Below are 14,359 nucleotides of genomic sequence, written 5' to 3' on the forward strand. Positions count from 1 at the left end.
GGTAGGGTGGGCTTTAGCCCACCAAATCGAACCCTGGTTAAGCCACCGCCTGCCGCGCGACCTTCGTGCAGGCAAAATATCCGCCGCTATCGTCAGGCCGCAGGCGGGCAGCTCGATCCCGTTGGTGGGCTGAAGCCCACCCTACCCCAGTCCTGCGGCGAGGGCGCCAAGTGCGCGCGCGAGCTGTAGGGTGGGCTTTAGCCCACCAGATCGAACGCTGGTTAAGCCACGGCCTGCCGCGTGACCTTCATGCAGGCAAAAAATCCGCCGCTATCGTCAGGCCGCAGGCGGGCAGCGCGATCCGGCTGGTGGGCTGAAGCCCACCCTACCCCAGTCCTGCGGTGAGGACGCCAAGTGCGCGCGCGAGCGGTAGGGTGGGCTTTAGCCCACCAAATCGAACCCTGGTTAAGCCACCGCCTGCCGCGCGACCTTCGTGCAGGCAAAAAATCCGCCGCTATCGTCAGGCCGCAGGCGGGCAGCTCAATCCCGTTGGTGGGCTGAAGCCCACCCTACCCCAGTCCTGCGGTGAGGACGCCATGTGCGCGCGCGAGCGGTAGGGTGGGCTTTAGCCCACCAAATCGAACGCTGGTTAAGCCACGGCCTGCCGCCTGACTTTCATGCAGGCAAAAAAAATCCGCAGCCATCGCTGGCTGCGGATTTCGGGATCGTCAGACGATCAGGCGCCGGCTTTCTGCACGGCATCCTTGATCAGGGTCTGCAGCTCACCCTTTTCGTACATCTCGCTGATGATGTCGCTGCCGCCGACCAGTTCACCACCGACCCACAGCTGCGGGAAGGTCGGCCAGTTGGCGTACTTCGGCAGATTGGTGCGAATTTCCGGGTTCTGCAGGATGTCGACATAGGCGAATTTTTCGCCGCAGCCCATCAGAGCCTGCGCAGCGCGGGCAGAGAAGCCGCACTGTGGCGCGTTCGGAGCGCCTTTCATGTACAGCAGAACGGTGTTGCTGGCGATCTGCTCTTTGATCGTTTCGATGATTTCCATGGGGGCACCTCAGAACTGGACTATCCGACTCACGGGTCGATACGGTGCACGCATTGTAACCAAAAGCCGAGCGCAATGCTGCATACGCGAACCAGGTAGCTCTCAGGCCGCGGCCACCTGCACCGGAACCCCATTGAGTACCGCGTTGCCCGACAGCCGATCAAGCTGACGTTCATCGGTCAGGTCATTGGCGCTGGCACCCGGCGTGGCGCTGGCGATGCTCATCTGCACACCGGGCCGCCCATGCCCCCAGCCATGCGGCAAGCTGACCACGCCCGGCATCATCTCTTCACTGCCGAGCACTTCGACCTCGACCACGCCGACCCGCGAGCTGACGCTGACACGCTGGCCATCGCTGAGCCCGCGCTGCTGCATGTCCTGGACGCTCATCAACAACTGGTGACGCGGCTTGCCCTTCACCAGCCGGTGATAGTTGTGCATCCATGAGTTGTTGCTGCGCACATGCCGGCGGCCGATCAGCAGCAACTGCCCGGGATCGACTGCCGCTTGCGTGGCGAAACGCTGTACATCCCCGAGCAACAGCGCCGGTGCGGCCTGGACACGGCCATCCGTTGTTTTCAGACGTGCTGCCAGGTTCGGGCCAAGCGGGCCGATATCCAGGCCATGGGGGTGTTGCCGCAAGGTCTGCAGCGAAAGCTTGAGTGGCGAATGGTCACCATAGGCGCCGAAACGCAGCCCCAGGTCGATCATCTGCTGAGGTGTCTGCGTGGGTTTCAGCGCGACGCCGGTCTGCGCGGCGAAGGCCTTGGCCAGGCCGACGAAAATCTCCCAGTCGTCCAGCGCGCCTTCCGGCTTCGGCAGCACCGCCTCATTGAAACGGGTGACGTTGCGCACCGCGAACAGATTGAAGGTGGTGTCGTAATGGTCGTGCTCCAGCGGCGCGGTGGATGGCAGGATCAGGTCGGCATGGCGGGTGGTTTCGTTGATGTAAAGATCCACGCTGAGCATGAAGTCCAGGCCTTCGAGCCCCTGCTCCAGCTGCCGCCCATTGGGCGTCGACAACACCGGATTGCCTGCGACGGTAATCAGCGCGCGCACCTGGCCGTCCCCGGCAGTGAGCATTTCCTCGGCCAGAGCACTGACCGGCAACTCGCCGCCATACTCGGGCAAACCGGAAACCCTGCTTTGCCAGCGATCGAAATGCCCGCCGGACGTCGCACCGACCAGATCGACCGCCGGCTCGGTGCACAGCACCCCACCCACCCGGTCGAGGTTGCCGGTCACCAGATTGATCACCTGCACCAGCCACTGACACAGCGTGCCGAATGCCTGGGTGGATACGCCCATGCGGCCATAGCACACCGCCCTATCCGCTGCCGCGAAATCCCGTGCCAACTGGCGTATGGCCGAAGCCGGAATACCACACCGCGCCGCCATCAACTCGGCGGTGAAGGGCAGCACGGTCCGCTCCACGTCATCGAGGCCGGCAACCTGCAAGTGACTGGCTCGACACAGCCGTTCCTCGAACAGGGTGCTGAGCATCGCCAGCAGCAACGCGGCATCCTGCCCGGGGCGAACGAACAGATGTTGATCGGCGATGGCAGCGGTCTCGCTGCGTCGCGGATCGACCACTACCAGTCGGCCGCCACGCGCCTGGATCGCCTTCAGGCGCTTCTCCACGTCGGGGACGGTCATGATGCTGCCATTGGAGGCCAGCGGGTTGCCGCCGAGGATCAGCATGAAATCGGTGTGGTCGATATCCGGCACGGGGATCAGAAAACCATGGCCGTACATCAGGTGGCTGGTCAGGTGATGCGGCAGTTGGTCCACCGACGTGGCGGAATAACGATTGCGGGTCTTGAGCAGGCCGAGAAAGTAATTGCTGTGGGTCATCAGCCCGTAATTATGCACGCTGGGGTTGCCCTGATAGACGGCTACCGCACTCTGCCCGTATGCAGCCTGCACCGCAGCCAGACGCTCTGCCGCCAGGGTGAAGGCTTCGTCCCAGCCGATCGCCTCCCAGCGATCGCCGATACGCCGCATCGGCTGGCGCAGGCGATCGGGATCGTTCTGTATGTCCTGCAGCGCAACGGCCTTGGGGCAAATATGGCCGCGGCTGAACGGATCATCACGATCCCCCTTGATGGAACGTATCTGCGGCTCACCGTCGGCGCCGCGCTCGACTTCCAGGGTCAGGCCGCAGATGGCCTCGCACAAATGGCACGCACGGTGGTGGAGGGTCGTGGTCATGGCCAGCCTCGTCTTCTTGTTCAGGCGATCATCATGGGCGCCTCGGGGTCAGCACACCAGCTGCCTATTCGTCGTGAATCCCCGACCATCAGGGCCATGCATCCGGCGGCTCTGGCCAGCCTTTCAGGGCGTTACACTTGGCAATCTGGGCGGATTTGCGCGTAGGCGTCATTTACTTATAAGATCGGCGGCTTCCCCGTTTCGTCGCACTGTGCGGCCCCCAGCCGCAGGTTCTCCCGTTTTTCCGTGAAAAAACGAACCTGCGCCCTGTTGTCAAAAGGTAGTTAACGATGAGCGCAAGACACTTTCTCTCGCTGAAGGACTGCACACCGGATGAACTGGTGGGCCTGATCCGACGCGGCATGGAGCTGAAAGGCTTGCGCAACAGCGGCGTGCTGTTCGAACCGCTGAAGAATCGCGTACTGGGCATGATCTTCGAGAAAGCCTCTACCCGTACCCGCCTGTCTTTCGAAGCCGGCATGATCCAGCTCGGCGGCCAGGCCATCTTCCTGTCGCCCCGCGATACCCAACTGGGCCGTGGCGAACCGATCAGCGACTCGGCCATCGTCATGTCGCGCATGCTCGATGCGGTGATGATCCGAACCTTCGCCCACAGCACCCTGACCGAGTTCGCCGCCAACTCCCGGGTACCGGTGATCAACGGCCTGTCGGACGATCTGCACCCGTGTCAGCTGCTGGCCGACATGCAGACCTTCCATGAGCAGCGCGGCAGCATCGTCGGCAAGACCGCAGCCTGGATCGGCGACGGCAACAACATGTGCAACTCCTATATAGAAGCGGCCATCCAGTTCGACTTCAACCTGCACGTCGCCTGCCCGCAAGGGTACGAGCCTGACGCCGCACTGTTGGCCGAAGCCGGCGAGCGCGTGAAGATCTTCCGCGACCCGCGTGAGGCCGTGGCCGGCGTTCACCTGGTGAGCACCGACGTCTGGGCCTCCATGGGCCAGGAAGAGGAAATCGCCGAGCGCCACAAGCTGTTCGCGCCCTATCAGGTGAACCGTGCCCTGCTCGACGCTGCCGACGAGAACGTGCTGTTCCTGCACTGCCTGCCCGCCCACCGTGGCGAGGAAATCAGTGAGGACCTGCTCGACGACCCCCGCTCGGCCGCCTGGGATCAGGCAGAAAACCGCCTGCACGCGCAGAAGGCACTGCTCGAATTCCTGGTCGAGCCGGCGTACCACCACGCATGAGCCAGCCCATGCTGTTGAGCCTGCGTAACCTGGGTTGCGGCTACGGTGAGCAGCGCATCGTGCAGAATCTCAACCTGCACCTGAACCCGGGTGATATCGGCTGCCTGCTCGGCCCGTCCGGCTGCGGCAAGACCACCACCCTGCGGGCCATTGCCGGTTTCGAACCGGTGCTCGAAGGTGAAATCCGCCTGACTGGCGAAGTGATCTCCAGCCCAGGCTTCACCCTCGCACCGGAAAAGCGTCGCATCGGCATGGTGTTTCAGGACTACGCCCTGTTTCCGCACCTGAGCGTGGCGCAGAACGTTGCCTTCGGCATCCGCAAGCAGCCCGACTGCGAGCAGATCACCCGTGAGTTGCTGGAGCTGGTGAAGCTCGATCATCTGGGCAAGCGTCACCCCCATGAGCTGTCCGGGGGGCAGCAACAGCGCGTGGCACTGGCTCGAGCACTCGCCACCAACCCGCAACTGCTGCTGCTCGACGAGCCGTTCTCGAACCTCGATGGCGAGTTGCGCCGGCGCCTCAGCCATGAAGTGCGCGACATCCTCAAGACCCGCGGTACCAGCGCGATTCTGGTGACGCACGATCAGGAAGAAGCCTTCGCCGTCAGTGATCAGGTCGGGGTGTTCAAAGCTGGGCATCTGGAGCAGTGGGACACGCCGTTCAATCTCTACCACGAACCGCAGACCCCGTTCGTCGCCAGCTTCATCGGTCAGGGTTACTTCATTCGCGGCCAGTTGCTGGCGCCGGATGAGGTACAGACCGAACTGGGCACCATCCGCGGCAATCGTGCCTATGCATGGCCACTCGGCAGTGCCGTGGACGTGCTGCTGCGCCCTGACGATATCGTCCATGACCCGGCAAGCTCCCGCAAGGCACTGGTCGTCGGCAAGAGTTTCCTCGGTGCGGCGACGCTATACCGCCTGCAGTTGCCAACCGGTAGCCAGCTCGAAGCCCTGTTCCCCAGCCATGCCGATCACCAGCCCGGCGAGCAGGTGGGGATTCGCATCGCGGCGGATCATCTGGTGGCGTTCGCCGCCGCAGGTAGCGTGGCGGCGCCTTCCTTGCTGGGCTAACCGTCGAAATGCAGTCGGCCGCTGCTCACCAGATGGGCATGGCCGGCGATCTTCACCCGCTCCCCATCCAGACAGCACCAGAGAAAACCACCGCGCTCGCCGCCCTGATAGGCAGTCAGTTCACGCTTGCCCAGTTTCTGTGCCCAGTAAGGGATGAGGATGCAATGGGCAGAGCCGGTCACCGGATCCTCGTCGATTCCCACTGCCGGTGCGAAGTTGCGTGACACGAAATCCACCGTTTCCCCGGCCGCGCTGATGATCACGGCATCCCAGGGCAGGTTGCCCAATGCGCGCAGATCCGGGCGGCAAGCGCGCACCGCGGCTTCCGAGTCGAGCAGCACCAACAGTTGCGGAGCGTCCAGCACGGCGAGCGGTACCTGCCCAAGCATCTCGGCCAAGCCCTCGGGTACGGCGATCGGTACTGGCCGATGGCAGGAAAAATCGAGCACCAGACGATCCTTTTCCCGGCTCACGGCCAGCTCGCCACCGGCATAGAGGAACTCGATGCGCTCGGCCGGTTCGTCGTAGCACTCGAACAGCACGTGGGCGCTGGCCAGCGTCGCGTGGCCGCACAGGGCCGCCTCGGTGGTCGGCGTGAACCAGCGGATACGCCAGGCAGCGCCCTCCTTCACCACGAACGCGGTTTCAGCCAGGTTGTGCTCGGCAGCGATCTGCTGCATCAGTGAGTCGTCGAGCCACCCGTCCAGGCGATAGACCACTGCAGGATTGCCAGCGAAAGGCTTATCGCTGAACGCATCGACCTGATGAAACTCGAGGGGCATGGGTTATTTCCTGTGAGCGAATGAAAAAGGTCAGCATGCCCGCGTCCTTACCGGGCGCTGCGATACAGCGAGACGCCAAAGCGCCGCAACAGTGAGCGCTCAACGCTCCGAGTGAATCCCGTAACGTTTGAGCAGGGCATCCAGGCGGCCGTCCTGGCGGTAGCGGCGTACGCCGTCATCGAAGATGTCTCGGTAGCGGGTGCTGGAGGGCAGCACCGGGGAAAAGGCGATATAGATAGGTACGTCGGGCATCCGGCAACCGACCTCGATGAGATTGTCGGCATTCTTGTGCTGATCGAGATACAGGGACATCACCCAGGTGTTTTCCAGCGTGGCATCGACCCGGCCCAGCTCGACTTTGCGAATATTCAGCGCCAGCGCCTGCTCGCCTGCAGCCTGCTGCAGACGGTCCAGGTTCCTCTGATTGCGGCGGATGTAGTCGTCCAGCGCCTCACCGTAGCTGTAGCCATTGATCACCCCGAGGCGGATCTGCGCAAGGGACGCCAGGCCACTGTAGCGCCAGGTGCTGTCGGCTCGGGCATAGAAACAGTTACGGGAAATACCCGGGGCGGTATCGCCGAAGATGAAGTCCGGGGCATCGCGACGACCGGCTCCGACCAGCGCATTGACGCGGCCACTGCGCACATCCTGCACCGCACGCGCCCAATTGGTGACGCGGTACTGCACGTCGATGCCCGCCTCGGCGAAGATCTCCCTGGCCAGCTCGACGAAGATGCCAGGCCGCTCGGCGCCCTCGGCACAGTTCACCGGACACCATACGTCCGCCTCCATGACCAGGGTTTCGGCCCTGACGCAGGCACTGCCCAGCAGCGCAGCCGTCAACAAACTGCCCGCCACCCACCGAAACCCTTTCATCACCCGCCAAGCCTCCTGCTCCCGTTTCCGCAGCGCGACCTACCGCCGCTGCTCCCCGTGCCCTGCATCCAGCCCGTACATCAGCGGCATCATGCAAACTGCCTCCGATCATACAGGGACGCGCAATGCTCGCCCACGCATGGCCGCTGACCGATGGCACTGAGCCGGGCTAACGACCGATAGCGGCAAACTGCGCCTGGGTGTGCTGCGCCAGTACCTCGGCACTCAGCTCGACCTCGAGGCCTCGGCGCCCGGCACTGACATGGATGCTGGGGAAGTTCAGGGCACTGCTGTCGATGAAGGTTCGCAGACGCTTCTTCTGCCCCAGCGGGCTGATGCCCCCGACCAGATACCCGGTTGCCCGCTGCGCGGCATCGACTGCCGCCATGTCGACCTTCTTCACCCCGGCGGCCTGGGCCAGGGCCTTCAGGTCCAGGGTGCCGACCACCGGCACCACGGCTACCAGCAATTCGCCCTTTTCACTGCTGGCCAGCAGCGTCTTGAACACCTGTGCGGGATCGAGACCAAGCTTCTCCGCGGCCTCCAGACCGTAGGACGCGGCCTTCGGATCGTGTTCATAACTGTGAACTCGATGTTCGGCGCGAACCTTTTTCAGCAGATCCAGTGCGGGGGTCATGACAGCTCCAGGCAAAAGGTAGCAGCGATGCAGGTTGCAGCGATTCTAGCGCTGCCGCTGGGCAAAAGGCTCTGCTTCAGTCTTGAAAAGCCCATATCGAATCTTCTCTGGTGAGGGAACCTATCGCGCGCCGCGCTGACCTATTGAACTATGCACACGATTGATATCGAAAAAATGAGCCGCTTCTAACGTTCACTTTTTGACAATACGTGTTCTCCGTATATATTTTTTTCGATTACGAACATTTGCGGTAGCAACAACCGTCACTCACATCAGCCATGGCGACCTTGCAAACGGCGACGCTCTGGAGGCCTCGCCAAGCTGCTTTGCACCGGCGTCATACAACAACAAAAAATCGAGGTTCATCATGACAGCTGCTCTACGACAACCATCGCTCTCGGGCCAATGCATGGCCGAGTTCCTGGGCACCGCACTGCTCATTTTCTTCGGCACCGGCTGCGTCGCCGCCCTGAAAGTCGCCGGCGCGAGCTTCGGGCTCTGGGAGATCAGCATCATCTGGGGCGTAGGCGTCAGCATGGCGATCTACCTCACCGCCGGTGTTTCCGGTGCGCACCTGAACCCTGCCGTGAGCATCGCGCTGTGGCTGTTCGCCGGCTTCGAGAAAGGCAAGCTGCCGTTCTACATCCTCGCCCAGATCGCCGGTGCCTTCTGTGGCGCCCTGCTGGTCTACACCCTCTACAGCGGTCTGTTCCTGGAATTCGAACAGGCCAACCAGATGGTCCGTGGCTCCCAGGCCAGCCTGGAACTGGCTTCGGTATTCTCCACCTTCCCCAATCCCGTGCTGTCCACCGGCCAGGCGTTCATGGTCGAAGTGGTGATCACCGCCATCCTCATGGGCGTGATCATGTCCCTGACCGATGACAACAACGGCCTGCCGCGTGGTCCGATGGCCCCGCTGCTGATCGGCCTGCTGATCGCCGTGATCGGCAGTGCCATGGGCCCGCTGACCGGGTTCGCGATGAACCCGGCTCGCGACTTCGGCCCCAAGCTGATGACCTTCCTGACCGGCTGGGGCGAGATATCGCTGACCGGCGGCCGTGATATTCCGTACTTCCTGGTCCCGATCTTCGCGCCGATTCTTGGCGCCTGCATCGGCGCAGCGGTTTATCGCGGCATGATCGCTCGGCACCTGCCCAGTGCGATTGAGCCGCAAGTAGAACAGTCGGCAAATCGCGACGTCAAAGCTTCCTGAATTCGACGCCGCATGACTCTGCTCGACCCGAGCGTGCGGCATTTCACTCTCCGTTCATCCGTCCAAGGCAATCGACATGACTGACACCAACAAGAACTACATCATTGCCCTCGATCAGGGTACGACCAGCTCCCGCGCGATCATTTTCGACCGCGACGCCAATGTGGTGTGCATCGCCCAGCGCGAGTTCACCCAGCACTACCCGCAAAGCGGCTGGGTCGAGCACGACCCCATGGAAATTTTCGCCACGCAGAGTGCGGTGATGGTCGAGGCGCTGGCCCAGGCAGGCCTTCATCACGATCAGGTAGCGGCGATCGGCATCACCAACCAGCGTGAGACCACGGTCGTCTGGGACAAGAATACCGGCCGCCCTATCCACAATGCCGTGGTCTGGCAATGCCGTCGCAGTACCGAGATCTGCCAACAGCTCAAGCGCGATGGCCTGGAAGAGTACATCCAGCAGACCACCGGCCTGGTCACCGACCCCTACTTCTCCGGCACCAAACTGAAGTGGATTCTCGACCATGTCGAGGGCAGCCGCGAACGCGCCCGCAACGGCGAGCTGCTGTTCGGTACCATCGATAGCTGGCTGATCTGGAAATTCACCGGCGGCAAGGTCCACATCACCGACTACACCAACGCCGCACGCACCATGCTCTTCAACATCCACACCCTAGAGTGGGATGCGAAGATGCTCGAGGTGCTGGATATCCCACGGGAAATGCTCCCGCAAGTGAAGTCCTCTTCGGAAATCTACGGCCACACCAAGAGCGGCATCGCCATCGCCGGTATCGCGGGCGATCAGCAGGCGGCGCTGTTCGGCCAGATGTGCGTCGAACCCGGGCAGGCCAAGAACACCTACGGCACGGGCTGCTTCCTGCTGATGAACACCGGCGACAAGGCGGTCAAATCCCAGCACGGCATGCTCACCACCATTGCCTGCGGCCCTCGCGGCGAAGTGACGTATGCCCTCGAAGGCGCGATCTTCAACGGCGGCTCCACCATCCAGTGGCTGCGCGACGAGCTCAAGGTCGTCAATGACGCCTATGACACCGAGTACTTCGCCAACAAGGTCAAGGACAGCAATGGCGTGTACCTGGTGCCGGCGTTCACCGGCCTGGGCGCTCCTTACTGGGATCCCTATGCGCGCGGCGCACTGTTCGGCCTCACCCGTGGCGTGCGGGTCGACCACATCATCCGCGCCGCTCTGGAGTCCATCGCCTACCAGACGCGCGATGTGCTCGACGCCATGCAGCAGGATTCCGGGGAACGCCTGAAGTCCCTGCGAGTAGACGGCGGCGCGGTGGCCAACAACTTCCTCATGCAGTTCCAGGCCGACATCCTCGGCACCCAGGTGGAGCGCCCGGAAATGCGCGAGACCACGGCCCTGGGCGCTGCCTACCTGGCGGGCCTGGCATCCGGCTTCTGGAGCAGCCTGGACGAACTGCGTGGCAAGGCGGTGATCGAGCGAGAGTTCGAGCCACAGCTGGCCGAGGCCGAGAAGGAAGCGCTCTATGCAGGCTGGAAGAAAGCCGTCGACCGCACCCGCGACTGGCAGCCCCATGAAGAAGCCAAATAAGCGCTAAGCCGGGGTCGCGCCCGGCTGCAACTGGCAGAGAGCAGATTCGTGCGGCATCATGGGTTAATTCTGCACGGCAGCCCGAAGGATCCCCCATGAATCTGCCTCCCCGTCAGCAGCAAATCCTCGATCTGATCCGCGAACGCGGCTATGTCAGCATCGAGGAGCTGGCCACCCTGTTCGTCGTCACGCCACAAACCATCCGCCGCGACATCAACCAATTGGCCGATGCCAACCTGCTGCGTCGCTACCACGGCGGCGCCGCCTACGACTCCAGTGTCGAGAACACCGCTTACGCCATGCGCGCCGACCAGATGCGCCATGAGAAACAACGCATCGGCGAAGCCGTCGCTGCGCAGATTCCCGATCACGCCTCGCTGTTCATCAACATCGGTACCACCACCGAATCCATTGCTCGCGCCCTGCTCAATCACAATCACCTGAAGATCATCACCAACAACCTCAACGTGGCCTCGATGCTCAGCGCCAAGGATGATTTCGACGTGCTGCTCACCGGCGGCAACGTGCGTCGTGATGGTGGTTTGGTGGGCCAGGCGAGTGTCGACTTCATCAACCAGTTCAAGGTCGACTTCGCCCTGGTAGGCATCAGCGGCATCGATGAAGACGGCAGCCTGCTGGACTTCGACTATCAGGAAGTACGGGTCTCCCAGGCGATCATCGCCAATGCCCGCAAGGTGATCCTCGCTGCCGACTCGAGCAAGTTCGGGCGCAACGCCATGATCCGCCTCGGACCCATCAGCCTGATCGACTGCCTGGTGACCGACCAGCAACCGGTGCCGGCCCTCGTTCAACTGCTCGACCAGCACAAGATCCGCCTCGAAGTGGTCTGACCCGCATTCGATATCGCGCCTCCCTCCTCCACACCCGGGCGATGGAATGCCTACCTTCCATCGCCCGCGTGCCCCCGCCTTTTCAGCCTTTCATAGCAAGGTAGAGCGAACCTTCCGCCGCTACGGCTATCTGTAGAAATGTTCACGTATTTTCATTCCAGGGTATGACGATGAGTTTTTTCAATCGAATCTCACTGGATACGTGTCTATTCATGCGCTAATATTTTCGAAAGCGAACACAGATGTTCGAATTCAAATACCAAAGCAACACGAGGCCTGACGATGCCAACATCCAGCTTGTCCACCAGCCCGCTGTCCGAGATCTACGATATCGCCGTTGTCGGCGGTGGCATCAACGGTACTGGCATCGCCTGTGATGCGGCCGGTCGTGGCCTGTCCGTGTTCCTTTGCGAGAAAGACGACCTCGCCCGGCATACGTCCTCGGCGAGCAGCAAGCTGATCCATGGAGGGCTGCGCTACCTCGAGCACCATGAATTCCGTCTGGTGCGTGAAGCGCTGGCCGAACGCGAAGTGCTGCTGGCCAAGGCGCCGCACATCGTCAGCCCGATGCGCTTCATCCTGCCCCACCGCCCGCACCTGCGCCCTGCCTGGCTGATCCGTGCCGGGCTGTTTCTGTACGACAACCTCGGCAAGCGCAAGGCCCTGCCGCGCTCCCGTGGCGTGAGTTTCGGCGCAGGCAGCCCGCTCAAGGCGGAGATCAGCAAGGGTTTCGAATATTCCGATTGCTGGGTGGACGACGCCAGGCTGGTGGTGCTCAACGCCATGGCGGCACGGGAACATGGCGCCCATGTACACACGCACACGCGCTGCGTCAGCGCACGACGCAGCAAGGGGTTGTGGCATATCCACCTGGAGCGCGCCGATGGCAGCCTGTTCTCGATTCGTGCCAAGGCGCTGGTCAACGCGGCCGGTCCGTGGGTAGCGCGCTTCATTCGTGACGACCTTAAGCAGCAATCGCCCTACGGCATTCGACTGATCCAGGGCAGCCACATCATCGTGCCAAAGCTGTTCGACGGTGAGCAGGCCTACATCCTGCAGAACGAAGATCGCCGTATCGTGTTCGCCATTCCCTACCTCGACCGCTTCACCCTGATCGGCACCACCGACCGTGAATACACCGGCGATCCTGCCACGGTCAGCATCAGCGACGAGGAAACCGATTACCTGCTGCAGGTGGTCAACGCCCATTTCCGCAAGTCGGTCAGCCGTGCAGACATCCTGCACAGCTACGCTGGCGTACGCCCGCTCTGCGATGACGAGTCGGACGAACCTTCGGCCATCACCCGCGACTACACGCTGTCGTTGTCGGCCCAGGGGGACGAACCGCCGCTGCTGTCGGTGTTCGGCGGCAAGCTGACCACCTACCGCAAGCTGGCGGAGTCGGCACTGGCGCAACTGGCGCCCTTCTTCCCCAATCTGGGTGCCCGCTGGACCGCCGAGGCACCGCTGCCCGGTGGCGAGCAGATGCAGAGCCGGCAAAGCCTGGTCGACGCACTCTGTGCACGTCATGGCTGGCTGGATACCGCCTTGGCCCGCCGCTGGGCCGCCAGCTATGGCAGCCGCACCTGGCAGTTGCTCGACAAGGTCGAGAGCCTGGAGCAGATGGGCGAAGATTTCGGCCATGGCCTGTATGCCCGCGAGGTGGATTACCTGCGCCAGCACGAGTGGGCCACGGAAGTGGACGACGTTCTCTGGCGTCGCAGCAAGCTCGGCCTGTTCCTGTCCGCGACGCAGCGCAACAGGCTGCAGCGCTACATCACCCCTGAAGTGCATACCGCGGCAGTGGCTACATCTGCACCAGTTGCACATCTTGGCGGTGAGCTTGCAGATGCGGCAGTACGGCCGCCAGCAACGGCGCCTTGAACCGCTCCTGAAAGCGGTGAGCGAGCCCGGGGATCAGCCGCAGCTCGCTACCGCGCACATGCGCCGCCACGTGCACACCGTGCATGACCGGCAGCAGTGGATCGGCGGTGCCGTGCACCACCAGAGTCGGCACCTGCAGCCGATTGAGCAGATCGACTCGGCTGCTTTCGGCGAGAATCGCCAGCAACTGCCGCTCCACCCCGGCGGGATTGAAGGCACGGTCGTAGGCGACCTCGGCCTGGTGCAACAACATCGCGCGATCATCCACGACTGTCGGGCTGCCTAGCGCGGCCAGCAGATCGGCCTGCTGTTCCAGCGCCGCCTCGCGACTGGGTGCATCGCGTCGCGACAACAACCGCAACAGTGCCGGGCTGGGCGCCGGCAATCCCTGGGCGCCGGAGCTGGTCATCACCAGGGTCAGGCTACGCACCCGCTGCGGCGCCATATCGGCCACATGCTGAGCGATCATGCCGCCCATGCTCGCGCCGAGCAGATGAAACTCACGAATGCCCAACGCATCCATCAGGCCCAGCGCATCGCCAGCCATGTCACGCAGTCCGTAAGGCGCGCCGACGGAGAGCCCGAGGCGATAGCGCAACACTTCATAGGCAAGGTTGGCGGTTGGTACCTCGGCGTTCCAGCGGCTCAGGCCCACATCGCGGTTGTCGAAGCGAATGACCCGAAAGCCTTGTTCGCACAACTGCTCGACCACGTCATCCGGCCAGTGGATCAGTTGCCCACCCAGGCCCATGACCAACAGCAGCGCCGGGTCGCCACTGCGCCCGATGCTCTGGTAAGCCAGGCTCACCTCGCCCAGCGATACGCGCTCGATGTCCGAACCGACCTTGCATGCTTCAGTCGCCAGGGACGACAGGCTGCATAGCAAGGCAGCCAGAAAAACCACGACGCGCATCATTCATTCCATAAGCGAGAAACCGGATAGCCGAGAAGTGTCGCAGTGATTGGCAAAAGCGCGCTGCCACACAATGGTGACAGTTTGATGAAATCCGCCAGGCGGGGTGATCGATGAATGACTCGA

The 14,359-nt window shown here is 62.8% G+C and carries 12 protein-coding genes; 6 read left to right on the forward strand and 6 right to left on the reverse strand.

Annotated elements, in window-relative coordinates:
• Nucleotides 1-676 precede the first annotated feature (676 nt).
• Nucleotides 677-1,003 (reverse strand): Grx4 family monothiol glutaredoxin, encoded by a 327-nt coding sequence (gene grxD / locus ACT9T4_RS20455; protein WP_042555014.1) that lies wholly within the window; start codon nucleotides 1,001-1,003, stop codon nucleotides 677-679.
• A gap of 102 nt (nucleotides 1,004-1,105) precedes the next feature.
• On the reverse strand, nucleotides 1,106-3,214 hold the full coding sequence (locus tag ACT9T4_RS20460; RefSeq protein ID WP_499118698.1) for a molybdopterin-dependent oxidoreductase: 2,109 nt from the start codon (nucleotides 3,212-3,214) through the stop codon (nucleotides 1,106-1,108).
• Between the two features lie 290 nt (nucleotides 3,215-3,504).
• Between ACT9T4_RS20460 and argF the strand changes: the two genes are divergently transcribed.
• On the forward strand, nucleotides 3,505-4,425 hold the full coding sequence (gene argF, locus ACT9T4_RS20465; RefSeq protein ID WP_042555016.1) for an ornithine carbamoyltransferase: 921 nt from the start codon (nucleotides 3,505-3,507) through the stop codon (nucleotides 4,423-4,425).
• Entirely contained in the window at nucleotides 4,422-5,498 is a 1,077-nt protein-coding gene (locus ACT9T4_RS20470) for an ABC transporter ATP-binding protein (RefSeq protein ID WP_179537599.1), read from the forward strand. The genes argF and ACT9T4_RS20470 overlap by 4 nt, the downstream gene beginning before the upstream one ends.
• Here the strand turns inward: ACT9T4_RS20470 and ACT9T4_RS20475 are convergent.
• From ACT9T4_RS20475 to ybaK, 3 genes are all read right to left on the reverse strand, one after another.
• The gene (locus ACT9T4_RS20475) at nucleotides 5,495-6,280 is read right to left on the reverse strand and encodes a PhzF family phenazine biosynthesis protein (protein WP_499118700.1); all 786 of its coding nucleotides are present in this window, start codon (nucleotides 6,278-6,280) and stop codon (nucleotides 5,495-5,497) included. The genes ACT9T4_RS20470 and ACT9T4_RS20475 overlap by 4 nt on opposite strands.
• A gap of 99 nt (nucleotides 6,281-6,379) precedes the next feature.
• Entirely contained in the window at nucleotides 6,380-7,156 is a 777-nt protein-coding gene (locus ACT9T4_RS20480) for a substrate-binding periplasmic protein (RefSeq protein WP_042555019.1), read from the reverse strand.
• A 169-nt stretch (nucleotides 7,157-7,325) separates the two neighbouring features.
• Nucleotides 7,326-7,793: a Cys-tRNA(Pro) deacylase gene (gene ybaK / locus ACT9T4_RS20485; RefSeq protein ID WP_499118702.1), complete on the reverse strand. Its 468-nt coding sequence runs from the start codon at nucleotides 7,791-7,793 to the stop codon at nucleotides 7,326-7,328.
• A 367-nt stretch (nucleotides 7,794-8,160) separates the two neighbouring features.
• On the opposite strand from ybaK, the gene ACT9T4_RS20490 reads away from it, so the two are divergent.
• From ACT9T4_RS20490 to glpD, 4 genes are all read left to right on the forward strand, one after another.
• Entirely contained in the window at nucleotides 8,161-9,006 is an 846-nt protein-coding gene (locus tag ACT9T4_RS20490; protein WP_179537596.1) for an MIP/aquaporin family protein, read from the forward strand.
• Between the two features lie 76 nt (nucleotides 9,007-9,082).
• Nucleotides 9,083-10,585 (forward strand): glycerol kinase GlpK, encoded by a 1,503-nt coding sequence (gene glpK, locus ACT9T4_RS20495; protein WP_042555022.1) that lies wholly within the window; start codon nucleotides 9,083-9,085, stop codon nucleotides 10,583-10,585.
• A gap of 95 nt (nucleotides 10,586-10,680) precedes the next feature.
• Complete coding sequence (locus ACT9T4_RS20500; RefSeq protein ID WP_042555023.1) at nucleotides 10,681-11,436, forward strand: DeoR/GlpR family transcriptional regulator; 756 nt, start codon at nucleotides 10,681-10,683, stop codon at nucleotides 11,434-11,436.
• Nucleotides 11,437-11,718: 282 nt separating this feature from the next.
• Nucleotides 11,719-13,320, forward strand: a complete 1,602-nt coding sequence (gene glpD / locus ACT9T4_RS20505; RefSeq protein ID WP_179537595.1) for a glycerol-3-phosphate dehydrogenase — start codon at nucleotides 11,719-11,721, stop codon at nucleotides 13,318-13,320.
• Here the strand turns inward: glpD and ACT9T4_RS20510 are convergent.
• Complete coding sequence (locus tag ACT9T4_RS20510) at nucleotides 13,244-14,233, reverse strand: alpha/beta fold hydrolase (protein ID WP_499118705.1); 990 nt, start codon at nucleotides 14,231-14,233, stop codon at nucleotides 13,244-13,246. The two genes, glpD and ACT9T4_RS20510, sit on opposite strands and share 77 nt — an antisense overlap.
• Nucleotides 14,234-14,359: the final 126 nt, after the last annotated feature.

The sequence above is a fragment of the Pseudomonas sp. SZ40 genome (genome assembly GCF_052958135.1).